This is a genomic window from Citrobacter sp. Cpo148 (genome assembly GCF_030332375.1).
GTDB lineage: Bacteria > Pseudomonadota > Gammaproteobacteria > Enterobacterales > Enterobacteriaceae > Citrobacter > Citrobacter portucalensis.
In genome coordinates this window covers 1-19223 of sequence record NZ_JAOWHY010000050.1, presented here as the reverse complement: position 1 = coordinate 19223, position 19223 = coordinate 1, and the positions used below count along the sequence as shown (strand labels likewise).

The following is a 19223-nucleotide window of genomic DNA, read 5'->3' as shown; positions in this document are numbered from 1 at the left end:
GAAAATTGAAACATTGGAGTTACGAAATATGCAAGCGCGTGTAAAGTGGGTTGAGGGGTTAACCTTCCTCGGTGAGTCCGCCTCTGGCCACCAAATTTTGATGGACGGTAACTCCGGTGATAAAGCGCCGAGCCCGATGGAAATGGTATTAATGGCTGCTGGCGGTTGTAGCGCAATTGATGTGGTATCGATCCTGCAAAAGGGTCGTCAGGATGTGACCAACTGCGAAGTGAAGCTGACTTCAGAGCGTCGTGATGAAGCGCCGCGCCTGTTTACCCACATCAACCTGCATTTCATCGTAACGGGTAACGATCTCAAAGATGCGTCTGTCTCCCGCGCCGTCGATCTTTCAGCGGAAAAATACTGCTCCGTGGCGTTGATGCTGGAAAAGGCAGTGAATATTACCCATTCCTATGAAGTGGTTGCTGCTGCGTGATGTCATGCCTGATGGCGTTTCACTTATCAGGCCTACAGGATATAAACGCGTAGGCCGGATAAGGCATCAGCCGCCATCCGGCAAAAGACCACATCACTCGATCTTCTTACCTTCCATCAGTCGCTGTACCAGCGGCAGCATAATCAATTCCATCGCCAGACCCATCTTGCCCCCAGGTACGACTAACGTATTGATATGGGAAATGAATGATCCCTGCAACATGGCCAGTAACCACGGGAAGTCGATCCCTTCCAGGTTACGAAAATGAATCACGACAAAGCTTTCATCCAGTGATGGAATGCTCTTAGCGGCAAAGGGGTTGGAGGTATCGACGGTCGGTACGCGCTGGAAGTTAATATGCGTCCGGGAAAACTGCGGCGTGATGTAATTGATGTAATCGTCCATTGAACGCACCACCGAGTCCATCACCGCTTCACGCGAATGTCCACGCTCGCTGGTATCGCGGGTCAGCTTCTGGATCCATTCCAGGTTTACGATAGGTACCACGCCAACCAGCAGATCGACATGCCGGGCCACGTTTTGCTGCGGGGTGACAACACCGCCGTGCAGCCCTTCGTAGAACAGTACATCCGTCGGTTCAGGCAGCGGCTGCCAGGGCGTGAATGTCCCCGGAACCTGGTTCCATGGTACGGCCTCATCGTAAGTGTGCAGATATTTTCGCGACTGGCCTTTGCCCGTCTGACCGTATTCGATGAAGGTTTGTTCCAGCAAGCCGAAGTCATTAGCTTCGGGGCCAAAATAGCTGATATGCCGCCCGGCATCGCGCGCTTTGCGAATCGCCATGTCCATTTCTGGACGGGTATAGCGATGAAAACTGTCACCTTCCACCTCGGCGGCGCGCAGATTTAACTGCGCGAAAATTTTACGAAACGCGAGGCTGGTGGTGGTGGTCCCCGCGCCGCTGGATCCTGTTACCGCAATCACCGGATGTTTGGCAGACATAACAACTCCATGAAATGGTTGTAATTATAGTAAAGTCGGCCGGCGGCTACGGATTACTCGTGAATCTGCTTCCTCGGCATAATGTTGACCGTTTCATGCAGTTCAGACCACACCAGCACGGCTTCACCTGATTGTAGTTGGCGTTTGACGTCGGCGACTTTTTGTTCGAGCGAGCGTTCATGTTCACCATAATCGGTGCCTTCGCGCAAGACAAAGCTTTCAATCAAATTGTCCAGCGCGTCCGGGGAGATATCTTGCCAGGGGATAATCATGATGATGCCTCCAGATACGTTGTCAGCCAGTCCGGGATTCTTGATTCCAGCCACATCTCAGGACGGCGCACCGTGCCACCTATAAATCCGACGTGGCCGCCGTGTTCAGTAAGCTGGTACTCCACCTGTGAGGGCAGATTTTCCGGTTTCGGGATCACATGATGATCCATAAACGGATCGTCTTTCGCATGGATAATCAGCGTTGGTTTGGCGATCCGATTGAGCAACGGCATGGCGCTGCACTGGCGGTAATAGTCTATAGCATCGGCGAAACCGTGGATTTTGGCGGTGATTAGATCGTCAAAATCGCGAATGCGGCGCAAAGATTTCAACTGGGCCAGACTCACCGGCAACGAACCTGGATAAGCTTCAAGCTTCCGTGAGGCATTGGCTTTCAACAGATTGAGCAGGTAGCGCTGGTAGACCCGGGAGAAGCCCTTGTCCATATGGTAGCTACAGGCTTCCAGCACGAAAGGTGCAGAAACGATAACCGCCGCATCTATCGGAATATCGTTGCCTTCTTTTGCCAGCAGGCAAGCCAGCATGTTTCCACCGAGTGAATAACCTACCGCCGCGGTCGGTACGCGACCGAACTCACGCTCCAGCCAGTGTAAAAACCAGGTGCCATCTTCTGTTTCACCGGAGTGATAAATGCGGTTCAGACGATTGGGTTCGCCGCTGCAACCGCGAAAATGCATTACCACGCCCAGCCAGCCGCGCTTTTGCGCTGCTTCAATCAGGCCATGTGCGTAGGGGCTGTTCAGACTGCCTTCCAGACCGTGAAAAACCACCAAGCGCGGTTTGTGTTTCGCCTGTTGCGGATCTTCACTCCACGCCAGATCGACGAAATCACCGTCGGGCAATTCCAGACGCTGCCAGTGGGCGTCGAACTTCACCTTGCGGCGAATTAAACGCGGCAGCATCGTCTGCAGATGGCGGTTACTGATACCGCGCATCGGGCGGAATTCTCGCGAATCGTCGGTAGGTGGGGTCATTTCTGTGGACGTGATTTCAACCATAACACCGGAGCAATTAATAATCGGAAAGAATAACTATACCGCGCACAGCGCGTGCGGGTTAGCCAATATGTGATTTTGTCGCTAGTCAGTCAGCAGGTTACGCGAGAAAAGATGAAAATCGACGTTGGGTTTACGTCGCCACAGGCGGGCTTTACGCGTCCCTGTCGCCACGCTTTCTCCGGTATCTTCAAACATTCCTGACGCTTCAAAGCGACGAATCAGACTTTTACGCTGGATCGACTGACCGAGGATCACCTCGGTGGCTTCGAGCAGTTGCCCATGGGTAAATGTTTCCGGCAAGCAGTATACGGGCAGGAGCGAGTACATCGTTTTTTGCCGTAAGCGGTGTAGCGCCGCGGTAATGATTTTCTCGTGATCAAACGCGAGTGAATAGTTTTTCAGTTCATCAACCGGCACCCAACGGGCATTGCTGACGCTGGCGATATGGGGCGCGCAGTCTACCCAGGCGATTAGTGCAAACCAGGTGACCGTCAGGCTCCAGCCGCGCGGGTCACGATCAGGGCCAGAAAAGGTATCCAGTTGTTCCAGCCACGAAGGCGAAACGCCTGTTTTTTCGGTGAGTTTGCGCAGCGCGGTGGCGCGGGTTGAATCATCGTTTTCGATATCAATAAAGCCGCCGGGTAATCCCCAACGCCCTTTTTGCGGCTGGTTTGCCCGCTCGACCAGTAATACGCACAGCGCCTGCTGATGCAGGGTAAATAACACGCTATCTACCGTCACCAGAGGTGAAGGGAAGCGGCTGGCGTCGTACTGATTCAGGTAGTCGGCTTCGGTGGTCATAAGGTACTCACGATGATTTGTAACGCTGACAAGTGTACCAGCCCGACACCGGGGGGCAAGGTTCGTTTTTTCTCATTGCTTATCAGTGGATTAGCTCACGGCTTAAAAATAATTCATTTTATGCTTGCTTAATATGTGTCACAGGGACATTATTAATTGTGTCGAAGGGACACAATTAAGAGGTGAGCGCGATGAACATAAAATTGACACTAACTTTGGACGACCAGACCTATGCCGTTGCCAGCGGTGTTTTTCCTGATGGTGCTGTCTGGTTAAAAGTCACCGATGCGTTGCCAACCTTTGCTCGCCTGATGCGCATCCGTGCCACGGCTATGCGCGATATGAACGATTTTATGCTGCTGGCGCAACTGGTTGAGGCGGTACGTCATCAGACCGATGTACTGGTCAGCCATCTCGACCTTCCCTGGCTGCCGTGGGCGCGTCAGGACAGACATATGGTATCGGGTGACAGCTTTGCGCTGAAAGTCTTCGCCAGTCAGCTCAATACGTTGAAATTTGACAAGGTCAACGTGCTCGACCCGCACAGCGATGCGGCGGCGGCTGCAATCGACAACTTTGTGGCGATCCCCCAGGAGGTCTGCCTGATGCAAAGCGCGTCATTATCGCGGCTGTTTCAGCAAAACGCGCTGATGCTGGTTGCTCCCGATGCGGGATCGCTGAAGAAGATTGATGCCGTAGCCAGAGTGGCCGGTGTGGAGCAGTACGCCATCCTGAGCAAAAAACGTGATGTGGCAAGCGGCAGCCTGACGGGATTTGCATTATTGGCCGGAGACGTCAGGGGTAGGGATCTGCTGATTGTTGACGATCTGTGTGACGCAGGCGGTACGTTTATAGGCTCTGCACAGGTGTTACGTGATGCTGGCGCCCGCAGTGTCAGCCTGTATGTCACCCACGGTATCTTTTCTAAGGGCGTTGATCACCTGTTTGCAAACGGTATTGACGCTATCTACACCACCACCTCTTTAGCTGCCCCAGCGTTGGTACATCCGCAGCTTGAGCTTATCGATATTGACGCGATTTACCGCGCCTGAGGGAGAGACTGATTATGAAAATGAACCCGATTCTGGCTATCGACGGCTACAAAGTTTCTCATCGCGTACAGTATCCGCAGGGTACCCATCGCGTGTATTCCAACTTTACCCCGCGCAGCGATCGCTTTTTCTCCTCGCCGTTGGCGGATGGCAAACTGGTATTCTTCGGCCTGCAGGGTTTTATGCAGTGGTTTTTAGTCGACCTGTTTAATGAGGCGTTCTTTGCCCGCCCGGAAGACGAGGTGGTCAGCGAATACAAACAGGTCATGGACAGCTATCTGGGCAAAGATGCGGTGGCGGTGGACCATATTCGTGCACTGCATCAGTTGGGCTATCTGCCGCTGCACATCAAGGCGCTGGATGAAGGCAGCAAAGTCCCGATGGCGGTACCGGTTTTAACTATCATCAACACCCAACCCGAGTTTTTCTGGCTGGTGAATTACCTGGAGACCGTGCTGTCGGCGGAGCTGTGGAAGGCGTCAACAAATGCCACGATAGCTCACCACTACCGCAAAATCTGCGCTCGCTGGGCAGAGCAAACCTGTAGCGACCTGACGCACCTTGACTTCCAGTGCCATGACTTTTCATTTCGCGGTATGTCCGGATTACAGGACACCATGCAGGCGGGCAGTGGGCATTTGTTGAGCTTTAAAGGGACCGACAGTATTCCATCTCTTCTGTACGCCCGCGATTACTACACCGACGGCGAGCCCTATTTTATCGGCGCCAGCATTCCGGCAACCGAACACAGCGTGATGTGTATGGGTGAGCGCGAGCATGAGATTGAAACCTTCCGCCGCCTGATTGCCGATCTCTACCCGCAAGGATTTGTATCGATAGTCTCTGATACCTGGGACTACTGGCAGGTGCTGACGGAATATACCCGCGAACTGAAAAGCATCATTCTGGCGCGTGAAGGTCGGGTGGTATTCCGTCCGGATAGCGGCAACCCGGTGGAGATCCTGTGTGGTACTGGCGAAGATAACGATACAAGCAGCGATCGTACCGCTCAGGAGAAAGGGTCCGTGGAAGTGCTGTGGGAGATTTTTGGCGGCACGATTAACGCCAAAGGTTACAAGGTGCTCGACCCGCATGTCGGACTGATTTATGGCGACTCCATCACCCTTGAGCGAGCGAATGAGATCCTGCGTCGTCTGGAAGCGAAAGGATTTGCCAGTTCAAACGTCGTGTTTGGCGTTGGTTCTTTTACTTATCAATACAACACACGTGACACCTTTGGTTTTGCGATGAAAGCGACGTGGGGAGAAGTCGACGGCAAAGGCCGGACGATTTTTAAAGAACCGAAAACTGATAATGGTCTGAAACGTTCAGCCCGTGGTCTGCTTCGCGTCACACGTGATGAGCAAGGGGAACTGCGTCTGCATGACGAACAGACCTGGGAGCAAGAGCAGGAAGGGGAGCTGAAAACTCGTTTTCTCAACGGCAAGCTGTTTAACCGCGAGCATTTCGAAGAAATCCGCCAGCGTCTGGCGACACAGGGATAATTCAACAAAAATGCCGGATGAGACGTGTTGGCGTCGGATCCGGCAATGATGACTACTCGGCCAACATCTGCTCAAGCTGTTCCTGAGCCTCCAGCCAGGCCATTTCACACTCTTCCAGCCCGGATTTCGCACTGGCCTGCTGCTGCAAACAGGCGGTAAGTTCGGCTTTGCGACTTTGGTCGTACAGTTCGCTGTCGCCGAGTTTTTCTTCCGCCTGCGCCAGCTGTGCGTGCAGTTTCTCCATCTCTTTTTCCAGACGGGTAATCTCTTTACGCAGCGGCTGCGTCAGGGAGCGCAGTTCCGCTTCGCGGCGCTTCTGGTCTTTACGCGCCTGGGCGCTGTTAACGCTCTCTTTCGCCGGTTCGTCGCCCTGGTTTTCCTGTTTCTGGACATCGCTCAGCCACTGCTGATAATCCTCCAGATCGCCATCAAACGGCTCGACTTTCTTGTCGTGTACCAGATAGAGGTCGTCGGTGGTGGAGCGGATCAGGTGACGGTCGTGCGAGACGACAACCAGCGCGCCTTCAAAATCGATCAGCGCCTCGGTCAGCGCCTGACGCATATCCAGGTCCAGGTGGTTGGTTGGTTCATCGAGCAGCAGCAGGTTAGGGCGCTGCCAGACGATCAACGCCAGTACCAGACGCGCTTTTTCGCCACCGGAGAAGCGGCGTGTCTCTTCGCTGACTTTATCGCCCTGGAAGCCGAATCCACCCAGGTAGTCACGCAGTTTCTGCTCCAGTTCCTGCGGCGCCATGCGTGCCAGATGCTGAATGGGTGATTCATCGGCGCGTAAAAACTCCAGCTGGTGCTGCGCGAAGTAGCCCAGTTTGATGCCTTTCGCCAGGCCAATCTCACCGCTGATTGGGGCCAGTTCGCCGGCCAGCAGCTTAATCAGCGTCGATTTACCCGCGCCGTTGCGACCGAGCAGGCCGATGCGGGAACCCGGCACCAGATTCAGTTTGATCGAATCGAGAATGACGCGATCGCCGTAGCCAGCGCTAACCTTTTCCATCTTCAACAGCGGGTTTGGCAGGCTTTCCGGCTCACGGAAGCTGAAGTGGAACGGGTTGTCCACGTGCGCTGGGGCAATCAGCTCCATACGTTCCAGCATTTTGATACGGCTCTGTGCCTGCTTCGCTTTCGTTGCTTTAGCGCGGAAACGATCGATATAGCTTTGCAGATGCGCCACGCGCTCCTGCTGGCTTTCGTACATTGCCTGTTGCTGTGCGAGGCGGGTCGCACGCTGGATTTCAAACGCGCTGTAGTTGCCGGTGTACTCGAACATGGTTTGCTGTTCGATATGAATAATTTTATCTACTACCGGATCGAGGAAGTCGCGATCGTGGGAGATCAAAATCAGCGTGCCCTGATAACTTTTCAACCATCTTTCCAGCCAGATCACCGCGTCGAGATCGAGGTGGTTGGTCGGTTCATCGAGCAGCAGTAGGTCTGAACGGCAAATCAGCGCCTGGGCCAGGTTGAGACGCATACGCCAGCCACCGGAGAAGTCGCTGACCGGGCGCTCAAGCTGTTCGTTGGAGAAGCCGAGGCCATGCAGCAGGCTGGCGGCGCGTGAGCGCACGGTCCAGGCGTCGATGGCATCCAGCTTGCCATGGACGGTGGCAATGGCATGTCCATCGTTACGTTCGTTGGCGTCGTTCAACTGCGCTTCCAGTTGACGATACTCGCGGTCGCCGTCAATGACGTATTCCAGCGCGGGCTGTGGCAACGCAGGCGTTTCCTGATTCACCCACGCGAGCTGCCAGTTTCCCGGATAGGTAAATCCTCCAGCGTCGGCGCTGAGTTCATTTTTCAGCAATGCCAGCAGGGTAGATTTACCGCAGCCATTTTTACCCACCAGGCCAACCTTCTGCCCAGGATTAATGGTGGCCGTGGCATTGTCCAGCAAGACGCGCACGCCGCGACGAATTTGTAACGATGAGAAAACAATCATAAGGCGCCGTATGTTCAGACTATGTTAATTTATCATTATGATAATGTAATGTGCGGGCCGTTTGCCGCACCGAGGCGCAATGGTAGCCCAAAACGTCGAAAATAGACAAAAGACAAAACCGGGAGGGGGATGATGTTCCAGCCAGCGAAAGTCTTGCTGCTGTATGCCCATCCGGAATCTCAGGACTCGGTCGCGAACCGTGTTCTGCTTAAACCGGCCATGCAGCTCAGCAATGTTACCGTGCACGACCTTTACGCGCACTATCCTGATTTTTTTATCGATATTCCGCATGAACAGGCGCTGCTGCGTGAGCATGATGTGATTGTTTTTCAGCACCCACTCTATACCTATAGTTGTCCGGCGCTGTTAAAGGAATGGCTTGACCGCGTACTGAGCCGCGGATTTGCCAGCGGTCCCGGAGGGAATCAACTGGCGGGAAAGTATTGGCGTAGCGTTATCACTACCGGAGAACCGGAAAGTGCCTATCGCTATGACGCGCTAAACCGTTATCCAATGAGCGATGTGCTGCGCCCTTTCGAGCTAACGGCCGGTATGTGCCGCATGCACTGGATGAGCCCAATTATCGTTTACTGGGCCAGACGGCAAACGAAGCAGGAGCTGGACAGCCATGCGAAAGCGTATGGTGACTGGCTGGCGAATCCGATCCCTGTGGGAGGCCGCTGATGGAAGGTTCTGATTTATTGACAGCGGGAGTGTTGTTCCTCTTCGCGGCGGTGGCTGCAGTTCCCTTGGCCTCAAAGCTGGGTATCGGTCCGGTGCTGGGTTACTTGCTGGCGGGTATTGCTATCGGCCCGTGGGGATTAGGATTTATCAGCGATGTGGATGAAATCCTGCATTTTTCCGAGCTGGGCGTAGTCTTTCTGATGTTCATCATTGGGCTGGAACTTAATCCCGCCAAACTGTGGCAACTGCGGCGTTCAATTTTTGGCGTCGGTGCCGCGCAGGTGATGCTGAGCGCGGTGGTGCTGGCCGGATTATTGATGCTCACTGCGTTCTCCTGGCAGGCGGCAGTGGTTGGCGGCATTGGTCTGGCGATGTCATCGACCGCTATGGCGCTACAGTTGATGCGCGAAAAAGGCATGAACCGCAGTGAATCCGGACAACTGGGTTTTTCGGTACTGCTGTTTCAGGATCTGGCGGTGATCCCCGCGCTGGCACTGGTTCCGCTGCTGGCGGGTTCTGCTGACGAACATTTTGACTGGATCAAAGTGGGAATGAAGGTGCTGGCCTTTGCCGGCATGCTGATTGGCGGTCGCTATTTGCTGCGTCCGGTTTTCCGCTTTATTGCGGATTCTGGCGTGCGGGAAGTGTTCACCGCTGCCACGCTGCTGTTGGTGCTGGGTTCTGCTTTATTTATGGATGCGCTGGGGCTGTCAATGGCGCTGGGAACGTTTATCGCGGGCGTGCTGCTGGCGGAAAGCGAATACCGACATGAGCTGGAAACGGCAATCGATCCGTTTAAAGGCCTGTTGCTCGGGCTGTTTTTTATCTCCGTTGGCATGTCGCTCAACCTCGGTGTGCTCTACACCCATATTCTGTGGGTGGCAGCGAGCGTGATAGTGCTGGTGGTCGTAAAAATGCTGGTGTTGTATGTGCTGGCGCGTCTTAACGGCATGAGAAGCTCTGAACGGATGCAATTTGCCGGGGTTTTAAGTCAGGGGGGTGAATTCGCTTTCGTGCTGTTTTCAACGGCATCCTCGCAACGGCTGTTTCAGGGCGACCAAATGGCGTTGTTGCTGGTGACCGTCACGCTGTCGATGATGACCACGCCGCTGGTGATGAAGCTGATCGACAAATGGCTCTCCCGCCAGTTTAACGGCACGGATGAGGAAGATGAAAAACCCTGGGTGGAAGATGATAAACCGCAGGTGATTGTGGTGGGGTTTGGGCGTTTTGGTCAGGTTATTGGTCGCCTGTTGATGGCCAATAAAATGCGCATTACCGTTTTGGAGCGGGATATCAGCGCGGTGAATCTGATGCGTAAATATGGCTATAAGGTTTATTACGGTGATGCCACGCAGGTGGAACTGTTGCGCTCCGCAGGGGCAGAGGCGGCTCAGTCTATTGTTATTACCTGTAATGAGCCTGAAGACACCATGAAACTGGTGGAACTGTGCCAACAGTATTTTCCGCATTTGCATATTCTTGCGCGAGCGCGCGGACGTGTAGAGGCGCATGAGTTATTACAGGCTGGTGTGACGCAGTTTTCCCGCGAAACGTTCTCCAGTGCGCTGGAGTTGGGGCGTAAGACGCTGGTTACACTGGGAATGCATCCACACCAGGCTCAGCGCGCTCAGCTGCATTTTCGGCGGCTGGATATGCGCATGCTGCGGGAACTGATCCCCATGCATACAGATACGGTACAAATCTCTCGAGCCAGGGAAGCCCGGCGCGAGCTGGAGGAAATTTTCCAACGAGAGATGCAGCAAGAGCGACGTCAGCTGGATGGCTGGGATGAATTTGAGTAGAGGATAACCATGGCAATTCGTAAACGTTTTATCGCAGGTGCAAAATGTCCGTCCTGCCAGTCGCAGGATACGCTGGCGATGTGGCGCGAAAATAATATCGATATTGTTGAGTGTGTTAAGTGCGGTCATCAGATGCGGGAAGCCGATAAAGAGGCGCGCGAGCACGTTCGCAAAGAAGAGCAAGTGATCGGGATTTTTCATCCGGACTAGCGATATGGCGCAGCTTTTTTTAAGCTAGAGGGTACACGGGTGCAGAATTCCGCTACAATCTGCGCCACTATTCTTTCCATGCTCAGGAGATATCATGAAAGTAGCAAAGGACCTGGTGGTCAGCCTGGCCTATCAGGTACGTACAGAAGACGGTGTGTTGGTTGATGAGTCTCCGGTGAGTGCACCGCTGGACTACCTGCATGGTCACGGTTCCCTGATTTCTGGCCTGGAAACAGCGCTGGACGGTCATGAAGTTGGCGACAAATTCGATGTTGCTGTTGGCTCAAACGACGCATACGGTCAGTACGACGAAAACCTGGTGCAGCGCGTTCCTAAAGACGTCTTCATGGGCGTTGACGAACTGCAGGTTGGCATGCGTTTCCTGGCTGAAACTGACCAGGGTCCAGTACCGGTAGAAATTACCGAAGTGGAAGACGACCACGTTGTGGTTGACGGTAACCACATGCTGGCTGGCCAGAATCTGAAATTCAACGTAGAAGTTGTTGCTATCCGCGAAGCGACCGAAGAAGAACTGGCTCACGGCCACGTTCACGGTGCGCACGGTCACGACCACGATCATGACCACGGTCATGACGGTTGCTGCGGTGGTCACGGCCACGGTCACGACCATGGTCACGAGCACGGCGGCGAAGGCTGCTGCGGCGGTGGCGGTAAAGGTAACGGCGGCGGCTGCGGTTGCCACTGATCGGTATGATTGCCTGATGGCGCTACGCTTATCAGGCCTACCGTAGGCCGGATAAGACGTTTACGTCGTCATCCGGCACAAAAAAGCGGGGATATCCCCGCTTTTTTTACGTCTCAATAATGTGGCGGCGGGGTCTCTTCAGACTGTGACGCAATGTGGGACGGCTGCGTTGCTTTGAGCTTTTCCGTCAGCAGACGCAGATGGTCGCGCAGTTTGGCCATTTCCAGTTCATGCGCGGTCACCGTCACGTTGAGCTCTTCAATGGTGATCTCCTGAAATGCCAGGCGACTTTCCAGTTCAGCCAGGCGAGTTTCCATTGTTGTATCCTGCATGATTCACCTCTTTCTTTTTTCTCCGGCAGATCGCGGACTGCGGCGAATTCTACTTAACTTTGCTTGTTTGCACAGCACTCAATCTTCGGTAACGAAACTAATTTAAACAAAAAGAGTCTGAAAAGTGGTGATAATAGGGCGTGCCTGTATGTTGATTTGTTCTGCAACGCTTTATAGTACATTTTTATGTTAGCTAACCCTGGGGTGAGATGCCCCGGCCCTGGAGATATGGATGAAATCACTGTTTAAAGTAACGCTGCTGGCGACCACAATGGCTGTTGCTCTGCATGCCCCGATCACCTTCGCTGCTGATGCTGCGAAACCAGCCGCTACTGCTGACAGCAAAGCAGCATTCAAGAATGACGACCAAAAAGCCGCTTACGCGCTGGGCGCGTCCCTGGGTCGTTATATGGAAAACTCTCTGAAAGAGCAGGAAAAACTGGGTATCAAACTGGATAAAGATCAGCTGATCGCTGGTGTTCAGGATGCGTTTGCAGACAAGAGCAAACTGTCTGACCAGGAAATCGAACAAACTCTGCAGGCGTTTGAAGCGCGCGTGAAGAGCTCCGCTCAGGCGAAAATGGAAAAAGACGCGGCTGACAACGAAGCCAAAGGTAAAGTTTACCGCGAGAAATTTGCTAAAGAGAAAGGCGTTAAAACCTCTTCTACTGGCCTGGTCTACAAAGTAGAGAAAGAAGGTACTGGCGCTGCACCGAAAGACAGCGATACCGTGGTAGTTAACTACAAAGGTACGCTGATCGATGGTAAAGAGTTTGATAACTCCTACACCCGTGGTGAGCCGCTGTCTTTCCGTCTTGACGGTGTCATCCCTGGCTGGACTGAAGGCCTGAAAAACATCAAGAAAGGCGGCAAAATCCAGCTGGTTATCCCACCGGATCTGGCTTACGGCAAAACGGGCGTCCCGGGTATTCCGGCCAACTCTACGCTGGTCTTTGATGTTGAACTGTTAGACATCAAACCGGCACCGAAAGCTGACGCGCAGCCAGATGCTGCACCGGCAGATAAAGCTGCAGACAGCAGCAAAAAATAAGCTAACAGAAACCGCCGCCCACAGGGCGGCGGTTTTTTATTATCGACAGGATATAATTAATACTGGAAAGCGCCTTGTGCGCTGTATTACTTTAGATGCCCCTATAATAGTGATGAGCCTGCCCTGACAACATAACGACAGGCTCCTGAAAAGGAGTGCTTTTTTTCATGTCCAGGTCGCTTTTAACCAACGAAACCAGTGAGCTAGATTTGCTGGATCAACGTCCTTTCGATCAAACCGACTTCGATATCCTCAAATCCTACGAAGCGGTAGTGGACGGGTTGGCGATGCTCATTGGTTCCCATTGTGAAATCGTATTGCACTCTTTGCAGGATTTGAAATGCTCGGCCATCCGCATTGCTAACGGTGAACACACGGGCCGTAAAATTGGCTCACCGATTACTGACCTTGCGTTGCGTATGCTGCATGATATGACGGGTGCGGATAGCAGCGTGTCGAAGTGTTACTTCACACGTGCGAAAAGCGGTGTCTTGATGAAGTCGGTGACGATTGCCATTCGCAACCGTGAGCATCGCGTGATTGGTCTGCTGTGCATCAACATGAATCTTGATGTTCCTTTCTCGCAGATAATGAATACCTTTATCCCACCGGAAACCCCGGAAGTGGGCTCTGCCGTCAACTTCGCTTCTTCGGTGGAAGATCTGGTTACCCAGACGCTGGAATTCACGATCGAAGAAGTGAATGCCGATCGCAATGTTTCCAACAACGCGAAGAACCGCCAGATCGTCCTGAATTTATATGAGAAAGGCATCTTCGATATTAAAGATGCCATCAATCAGGTCGCCGATCGGCTGAACATCTCCAAACATACGGTCTACCTCTATATTCGTCAGTTCAAAAGCGGCGATTTCCAGGGGCAAGACAAGTAATGCGTTTTGCCATCATGGTGACAGGGCCTGCTTATGGCACGCAGCAGGCGAGCAGCGCGTTGCAATTTGCACACGCGCTACTCGAAGAAGGGCATGAGTTATGCAGCGTCTTTTTCTATCGAGAAGGTGTATATAACGCCAACTTACTGACTTCACCCGCCAGTGATGAATATGATCTGGTGCGGGCCTGGCAACAGCTGAACCAACAACATGGTGTAACGCTGAATATCTGCGTGGCGGCGGCGTTGCGTCGCGGCATTGTTGATGAAACTGAGGCAAAGCGGCTGGGGCTGTCAGGGGCTAATTTACAATCAGGTTTTAACCTCAGCGGACTTGGATCGCTGGCTGAGGCATCCCTGACCTGCGATCGCGTGGTGCAGTTCTGATGAAACGTGTTGCTTTTGTCTTTTCTACCGTACCGCACGGCAGTGCATCTGGCCGTGAAGGGTTAGATGCATTGCTGGCGACATCTGCATTAACGGAAGACCTCGGCGTGTTTTTTATCGGCGATGGCGTCTTTCAAATCCTCCAGGGACAACAACCGGATGCCGTGCTGGCGCGAGACTATATCGCAACCTTCAAGCTGTTAGGGTTGTACGATATCGATCAATGTTGGCTGTGCGCCGCTTCATTACGCGAGCGGGGCCTTCAGCAGGGGGTTAATTTTGTGGTCGATGCGACAGCGCTTGAACCGGAAGATTTACGCCGTGAGATAGGCAACTTTGACGTCATTTTAAGGTTTTGAGACTCTCATGCTGCACACACTACATCGCTCCGCGTGGCTTACCGATTTCTCCTCTCTTCTTCGCCTGGTAGATAAAGACGATGAGCTTTTATTGCTCCAGGATGGTGTGACGGCGGCAATCGAAGGCAGCCGTTTCCTTGAAAGTCTGCAAAATGCCTCCATTAAGGTCTATGTACTGGAAGAAGACATTAAGGCTCGCGGTTTGAGTGGTCAAATTTCAGACAGTGTCGTCAGGGTTAGCTATACTGACTTCGTCAGACTTACGGTGAAGCATCCCAGCCAGATGTCCTGGTAATTGTGGGATCGTTGTATATTTCTTGACACCTTTTCGACACCGACCTAAAATTCTGCGTCCTCATATTGTATGAGGTCGTTTTATTACGTGTTTACGAAGCAAAAGCTAAAACCAGGAGCTATTTAATGGCAACAGTTAACCAGCTGGTACGCAAACCACGTGCACGCAAAGTTGCAAAAAGCAACGTGCCTGCGCTGGAAGCATGCCCGCAGAAACGTGGCGTATGTACTCGTGTATATACTACCACTCCTAAAAAACCGAACTCCGCACTGCGTAAAGTTTGCCGTGTTCGTCTGACTAACGGTTTTGAAGTGACTTCCTACATCGGTGGTGAAGGTCACAACCTGCAGGAGCACTCCGTGATCCTGATCCGTGGCGGTCGTGTAAAAGACCTCCCGGGTGTTCGTTACCACACCGTTCGTGGTGCGCTTGACTGCTCCGGCGTTAAAGACCGTAAGCAATCACGCTCCAAGTATGGCGTGAAACGTCCTAAGGCTTAATGGTTCTCCGTTAAGTAAGGCCAAACGTTTTATATTAATGTCAAACTAAACTCTTAGAGTTTTGGACAATCCTGAATTAACAACGGAGTATTTCCATGCCACGTCGTCGCGTCATTGGTCAGCGTAAAATTCTGCCGGATCCGAAGTTCGGATCAGAACTGCTGGCTAAATTTGTAAATATCCTGATGGTAGATGGTAAAAAATCTACTGCCGAAACTATCGTATACAGCGCGCTGGAGACCCTGGCTCAGCGTTCTGGTAAAAACGAACTGGAAGCTTTCGAAGTAGCTCTCGAAAACGTGCGCCCGACTGTCGAAGTTAAGTCTCGCCGCGTTGGTGGTTCTACTTATCAGGTACCAGTTGAAGTCCGTCCGGTCCGTCGTAATGCTCTGGCAATGCGTTGGATCGTTGAAGCTGCTCGTAAACGCGGTGATAAATCCATGGCTCTGCGCCTGGCGAACGAACTTTCTGATGCTGCAGAAAACAAAGGTACTGCAGTTAAGAAACGTGAAGACGTTCACCGTATGGCAGAAGCCAACAAGGCGTTCGCACACTACCGTTGGTAATCCCTTCGGAGTTTTAGTCACCAGGCGGGCGCTTCTAGTAAGCAGCCCGCTTTGGGCTACTTAAATTGAACGCCTAAAAGATAAACGAGGAATCAAATGGCTCGTACAACACCCATCGCGCGCTACCGTAACATCGGTATCAGTGCGCACATCGACGCCGGTAAAACCACTACTACCGAACGTATTCTGTTCTACACCGGTGTAAACCATAAAATCGGTGAAGTTCATGACGGCGCAGCCACCATGGACTGGATGGAGCAGGAGCAGGAACGTGGTATTACTATCACCTCCGCAGCGACTACTGCATTCTGGTCTGGTATGGCTAAGCAGTATGAACCGCATCGCGTAAACATCATCGACACCCCGGGGCACGTTGACTTCACTATCGAAGTAGAACGTTCCATGCGTGTGCTTGATGGTGCAGTAATGGTTTACTGCGCAGTTGGTGGTGTTCAGCCTCAGTCTGAAACCGTATGGCGTCAGGCAAACAAATATAAAGTTCCGCGCATTGCGTTCGTTAACAAAATGGACCGTATGGGTGCGAACTTCCTGAAAGTTGTTGGTCAGATCAAAACCCGTCTGGGCGCGAACCCTGTTCCGCTGCAGCTGGCAATTGGCGCTGAAGAAGCGTTCACCGGTGTTGTTGACCTGGTGAAAATGAAAGCCATCAACTGGAACGAAGAAGATGCAGGTGTAACCTTCACTTATGAAGATATCCCGGCTGACATGCAGGAACTGGCTGAAGAATGGCACCAGAACCTGATCGAGTCCGCTGCAGAAGCTTCAGAAGAGCTGATGGAGAAATACCTGGGTGGTGAAGAACTGACTGAAGAAGAGATCAAAAAAGCTCTGCGTCAGCGCGTTCTGAACAACGAAATCATCCTGGTAACCTGTGGTTCTGCGTTCAAGAACAAAGGTGTTCAGGCGATGCTGGATGCGGTAATTGATTACCTGCCATCCCCAGTAGACGTACCTGCGATCAACGGTATTCTGGACGACGGTAAAGATACTCCTGCTGAGCGTCATGCTAGCGATGACGAGCCGTTTGCTGCTCTGGCATTCAAAATCGCTACTGACCCGTTCGTGGGTAACCTGACCTTCTTCCGCGTGTACTCTGGTGTGGTTAACTCCGGTGACACCATCCTGAACTCCGTGAAAACTGCACGTGAACGTTTCGGCCGTATCGTACAGATGCACGCTAACAAACGTGAAGAGATCAAAGAAGTTCGCGCGGGCGATATCGCTGCTGCAATCGGTCTGAAAGACGTGACCACTGGTGACACTCTGTGTGACCCGGATCACCCGATCATTCTGGAACGTATGGAATTCCCTGAGCCGGTAATTTCCATCGCGGTAGAACCGAAAACCAAAGCTGACCAGGAAAAAATGGGTCTGGCTCTGGGCCGTCTGGCTAAAGAAGACCCGTCATTCCGCGTATGGACTGACGAAGAATCTAACCAGACCATTATCGCTGGTATGGGTGAGCTGCACCTCGACATCATCGTTGACCGTATGAAGCGTGAATTCAACGTTGAAGCGAACGTCGGTAAACCTCAGGTTGCTTACCGCGAAGCGATTCGCGCGAAAGTTACCGATATCGAAGGTAAACACGCTAAGCAGTCTGGTGGTCGCGGTCAGTACGGTCATGTTGTTATCGACATGTACCCGCTGGAGCCGGGTTCAAACCCGAAAGGCTACGAGTTCATCAACGACATCAAAGGTGGTGTAATTCCTGGCGAATACATCCCGGCCGTTGATAAAGGCATCCAGGAACAGCTGAAATCTGGCCCGCTGGCTGGTTACCCGGTTGTTGATCTGGGCGTGCGTCTGCACTTCGGTTCTTACCATGACGTTGACTCCTCTGAGCTGGCGTTTAAACTGGCCGCTTCTATCGCCTTCAAAGATGGCTTTAAGAAAGCGAAACCAGTTCTGCTTGAGCCTATCATGAAGGTTGAAGTAGAGACTCCGGAAGAGAACACCGGTGACGTAATCGGTGACTTGAGCCGCCGTCGTGGTATGCTTCGTGGTCAGGAATCCAACGTCACTGGCGTTGTTATCCATGCTGAAGTTCCGCTGTCTGAAATGTTCGGATATGCAACCCAGCTGCGTTCTCTGACCAAAGGCCGTGCTTCTTACTCCATGGAGTTCCTGAAGTACGACGATGCGCCGAACAACGTTGCTCAGGCCGTTATTGAAGCCCGTGGTAAATAATCCACAGGATTAAAACCTAAGTCCCGTGCTCTCTCCATAGGGGAGAGCACTATAGTAAGGAATATAGCCGTGTCTAAAGAAAAATTTGAACGTACAAAACCGCACGTTAACGTCGGCACCATCGGCCACGTTGACCACGGTAAAACTACCCTGACCGCTGCAATCACTACCGTACTGGCTAAAACCTACGGCGGTGCTGCTCGTGCATTCGACCAGATCGATAACGCGCCGGAAGAAAAAGCTCGTGGTATCACCATCAACACTTCTCACGTTGAATACGACACCCCGACTCGCCACTACGCACACGTAGACTGCCCGGGCCACGCCGACTATGTTAAAAACATGATCACCGGTGCTGCGCAGATGGACGGCGCGATCCTGGTTGTTGCTGCGACTGACGGCCCGATGCCGCAGACTCGTGAGCACATCCTGCTGGGTCGTCAGGTAGGCGTTCCGTACATCATCGTGTTCCTGAACAAATGCGACATGGTTGATGACGAAGAGCTGCTGGAACTGGTAGAAATGGAAGTTCGTGAACTTCTGTCTCAGTACGATTTCCCGGGCGACGACACTCCGATCGTTCGTGGTTCTGCTCTGAAAGCGCTGGAAGGCGAAGCAGAGTGGGAAGCGAAAATTATCGAACTGGCTGGCTTCCTGGATTCTTACATCCCAGAACCAGAGCGTGCGATTGACAAGCCGTTCCTGCTGCCTATCGAAGACGTATTCTCCATCTCCGGTCGTGGTACCGTTGTTACCGGTCGTGTAGAGCGCGGTATCATCAAAGTTGGTGAAGAAGTTGAAATCGTTGGTATCAAAGAGACTGCTAAGTCTACCTGTACTGGCGTTGAAATGTTCCGCAAACTGCTGGACGAAGGCCGTGCTGGTGAGAACGTTGGTGTTCTGCTGCGTGGTATCAAACGTGAAGAAATCGAACGTGGTCAGGTACTGGCTAAGCCGGGCTCTATCAAGCCGCACACCAAGTTCGAATCTGAAGTGTACATTCTGTCCAAAGACGAAGGCGGCCGTCATACTCCGTTCTTCAAAGGCTACCGTCCGCAGTTCTACTTCCGTACTACTGACGTGACTGGTACCATCGAACTGCCAGAAGGCGTAGAGATGGTAATGCCGGGCGACAACATCAAAATGGTTGTTACCCTGATCCACCCAATCGCGATGGACGACGGTCTGCGTTTCGCAATCCGTGAAGGCGGCCGTACTGTTGGTGC

At 52.7% G+C, this 19223-nt stretch carries 21 protein-coding genes and 1 pseudogene; 16 read left to right on the top strand and 6 right to left on the bottom strand.

The features are described 5' to 3' along the window. Positions 1-28 precede the first annotated feature (28 nt). Entirely contained in the window at positions 29-436 is a 408-nt protein-coding gene (locus OGY10_RS21470; protein ID WP_003827750.1) for an OsmC family protein, read from the top strand. A gap of 93 nt (positions 437-529) precedes the next feature. On the opposite strand, the gene OGY10_RS21465 is transcribed toward OGY10_RS21470, so the two are convergent. From OGY10_RS21465 to OGY10_RS21450, 4 genes and pseudogenes are all read right to left on the bottom strand, one after another. Further along, the gene (locus OGY10_RS21465; protein WP_003827751.1) at positions 530-1399 is read right to left on the bottom strand and encodes a phosphoribulokinase; all 870 of its coding nucleotides are present in this window, start codon (positions 1397-1399) and stop codon (positions 530-532) included. Between the two features lie 53 nt (positions 1400-1452). After that, a complete protein-coding gene (locus OGY10_RS21460; RefSeq protein WP_003023615.1) occupies positions 1453-1671 on the bottom strand; it encodes a YheU family protein in 219 nt (72 codons plus the stop codon). Then, positions 1668-2736: pseudogene (locus OGY10_RS21455) on the bottom strand (hydrolase). The gene OGY10_RS21460 and the pseudogene OGY10_RS21455 overlap by 4 nt, the downstream one beginning before the upstream one ends. Positions 2737-2771: 35 nt before the next feature. Next, positions 2772-3491 carry an NUDIX domain-containing protein gene (locus OGY10_RS21450; RefSeq protein WP_008786298.1) on the bottom strand — a complete coding sequence of 240 codons (720 nt, stop codon included), beginning with the start codon at positions 3489-3491 and terminating at the stop codon, positions 2772-2774. A gap of 191 nt (positions 3492-3682) precedes the next feature. Here OGY10_RS21450 and prs point away from each other — a divergent pair, with 191 nt between their 5' ends. Next, complete coding sequence (gene prs, locus OGY10_RS21445; RefSeq protein ID WP_008786297.1) at positions 3683-4543, top strand: ribose-phosphate diphosphokinase; 861 nt, start codon at positions 3683-3685, stop codon at positions 4541-4543. A 14-nt stretch (positions 4544-4557) separates the two neighbouring features. Further along, positions 4558-6048 (top strand): nicotinate phosphoribosyltransferase, encoded by a 1491-nt coding sequence (locus OGY10_RS21440; protein ID WP_191226719.1) that lies wholly within the window; start codon positions 4558-4560, stop codon positions 6046-6048. A gap of 52 nt (positions 6049-6100) precedes the next feature. Here the strand turns inward: OGY10_RS21440 and OGY10_RS21435 are convergent, their stop codons facing one another. Beyond that, positions 6101-8002 (bottom strand): ABC transporter ATP-binding protein, encoded by a 1902-nt coding sequence (locus OGY10_RS21435; RefSeq protein ID WP_003827754.1) that lies wholly within the window; start codon positions 8000-8002, stop codon positions 6101-6103. Positions 8003-8134: 132 nt separating this feature from the next. Here OGY10_RS21435 and kefG point away from each other — a divergent pair, with 132 nt between their 5' ends. The 4 genes from kefG (at position 8135) to slyD (ending at position 11407) form a co-directional block, all read left to right on the top strand. Further along, positions 8135-8686, top strand: a complete 552-nt coding sequence (gene kefG / locus OGY10_RS21430) for a glutathione-regulated potassium-efflux system ancillary protein KefG (protein WP_003023629.1) — start codon at positions 8135-8137, stop codon at positions 8684-8686. Beyond that, positions 8686-10491 carry a glutathione-regulated potassium-efflux system protein KefB gene (gene kefB, locus OGY10_RS21425; protein ID WP_003827759.1) on the top strand — a complete coding sequence of 602 codons (1806 nt, stop codon included), beginning with the start codon at positions 8686-8688 and terminating at the stop codon, positions 10489-10491. The genes kefG and kefB overlap by 1 nt, the downstream gene beginning before the upstream one ends. A 9-nt stretch (positions 10492-10500) precedes the next feature. Further along, entirely contained in the window at positions 10501-10701 is a 201-nt protein-coding gene (locus OGY10_RS21420) for a YheV family putative zinc ribbon protein (protein WP_003023632.1), read from the top strand. Positions 10702-10795: 94 nt separating this feature from the next. Continuing rightward, positions 10796-11407 carry a peptidylprolyl isomerase gene (slyD, locus tag OGY10_RS21415; RefSeq protein ID WP_191226720.1) on the top strand — a complete coding sequence of 204 codons (612 nt, stop codon included), beginning with the start codon at positions 10796-10798 and terminating at the stop codon, positions 11405-11407. A gap of 113 nt (positions 11408-11520) precedes the next feature. Here slyD and OGY10_RS21410 read toward each other — a convergent pair whose 3' ends face one another. After that, complete coding sequence (locus OGY10_RS21410; RefSeq protein ID WP_003023639.1) at positions 11521-11739, bottom strand: protein SlyX; 219 nt, start codon at positions 11737-11739, stop codon at positions 11521-11523. Positions 11740-11971: 232 nt separating this feature from the next. Between OGY10_RS21410 and fkpA the strand changes: the two genes are divergently transcribed. From fkpA to tuf, 9 genes are all read left to right on the top strand, one after another. Further along, positions 11972-12790 carry an FKBP-type peptidyl-prolyl cis-trans isomerase gene (gene fkpA / locus OGY10_RS21405; RefSeq protein ID WP_003827768.1) on the top strand — a complete coding sequence of 273 codons (819 nt, stop codon included), beginning with the start codon at positions 11972-11974 and terminating at the stop codon, positions 12788-12790. Between the two features lie 167 nt (positions 12791-12957). Beyond that, a complete protein-coding gene (locus OGY10_RS21400; RefSeq protein ID WP_003023643.1) occupies positions 12958-13680 on the top strand; it encodes a helix-turn-helix transcriptional regulator in 723 nt (240 codons plus the stop codon). Beyond that, entirely contained in the window at positions 13680-14066 is a 387-nt protein-coding gene (gene tusD / locus OGY10_RS21395) for a sulfurtransferase complex subunit TusD (RefSeq protein ID WP_128611218.1), read from the top strand. Before OGY10_RS21400 ends, tusD begins: the two co-directional genes overlap by 1 nt. Next, entirely contained in the window at positions 14066-14425 is a 360-nt protein-coding gene (tusC, locus tag OGY10_RS21390; protein ID WP_191226721.1) for a sulfurtransferase complex subunit TusC, read from the top strand. Before tusD ends, tusC begins: the two co-directional genes overlap by 1 nt. 7 nt (positions 14426-14432) lie before the next feature. Beyond that, complete coding sequence (gene tusB, locus OGY10_RS21385; RefSeq protein WP_008786292.1) at positions 14433-14720, top strand: sulfurtransferase complex subunit TusB; 288 nt, start codon at positions 14433-14435, stop codon at positions 14718-14720. A gap of 125 nt (positions 14721-14845) precedes the next feature. Next, positions 14846-15220: a 30S ribosomal protein S12 gene (gene rpsL, locus OGY10_RS21380; RefSeq protein WP_003023654.1), complete on the top strand. Its 375-nt coding sequence runs from the start codon at positions 14846-14848 to the stop codon at positions 15218-15220. A gap of 95 nt (positions 15221-15315) precedes the next feature. After that, positions 15316-15786, top strand: coding sequence for a 30S ribosomal protein S7 (gene rpsG / locus OGY10_RS21375; RefSeq protein ID WP_003023657.1), 471 nt, complete (start codon positions 15316-15318; stop codon positions 15784-15786). Between the two features lie 96 nt (positions 15787-15882). Beyond that, the gene (fusA, locus tag OGY10_RS21370; RefSeq protein ID WP_003023659.1) at positions 15883-17997 is read left to right on the top strand and encodes an elongation factor G; all 2115 of its coding nucleotides are present in this window, start codon (positions 15883-15885) and stop codon (positions 17995-17997) included. A 69-nt stretch (positions 17998-18066) separates the two neighbouring features. After that, on the top strand, positions 18067-19223 hold a 1157-nt coding region (gene tuf / locus OGY10_RS21365), incomplete at its 3' end, for an elongation factor Tu (RefSeq protein WP_049283081.1).